Origin of the sequence: Pseudomonas paracarnis (assembly GCF_904063055.1) — a bacterium.
GTDB lineage: Bacteria > Pseudomonadota > Gammaproteobacteria > Pseudomonadales > Pseudomonadaceae > Aquipseudomonas > Aquipseudomonas paracarnis.
On sequence record NZ_CAJFCN010000106.1, the window covers coordinates 1 to 434 of the forward strand.

The following is a 434-nucleotide window of genomic DNA, read 5'->3' on the forward strand; positions in this document are numbered from 1 at the left end:
CCGTACACGCTCTTCCCAGACACTGGCCGCTTCCGTTTGGAAGCCGGGTACCTCGACAAGGTCGCCGCCGGCAGCAAAAAGCTGCGGCCGACCATGGAGCGTGCCGGGATCATCGAGAAATCGATCAGCGGCCGTGGTGCGCTGATTCGGGTGCGTGACATGGAGCAGGCCATTGAAGTGGCCAACCGCATCGCGCCGGAGCACCTTGGGCTGTCCGTAGCGGACCCACAGGCCTGGTTGCCATCGATCCGTCACGCTGGGGCGATCTTCATGGGCCGTCACACCAGCGAAGCCCTGGGCGACTATTTCGCCGGCCCCAATCACGTGTTGCCCACCTCCGGCCCTGCGCGTTTCTCGTCGCCGCTGGGGGTTTACGCCTTCCAGAAGCCCCCGTCGCTTATCTTCTGCCCGCCACAAGGCGCTTCCGAGCTGGG

At 65.2% G+C, this 434-nt stretch carries 1 protein-coding gene; it reads left to right on the forward strand.

Translation table 11 applies throughout. The annotated features are described in order from the left end of the window. On the forward strand, positions 1-434 hold a 434-nt coding region (locus JMV15_RS28105; RefSeq protein ID WP_201492011.1), incomplete at both ends, for a histidinol dehydrogenase.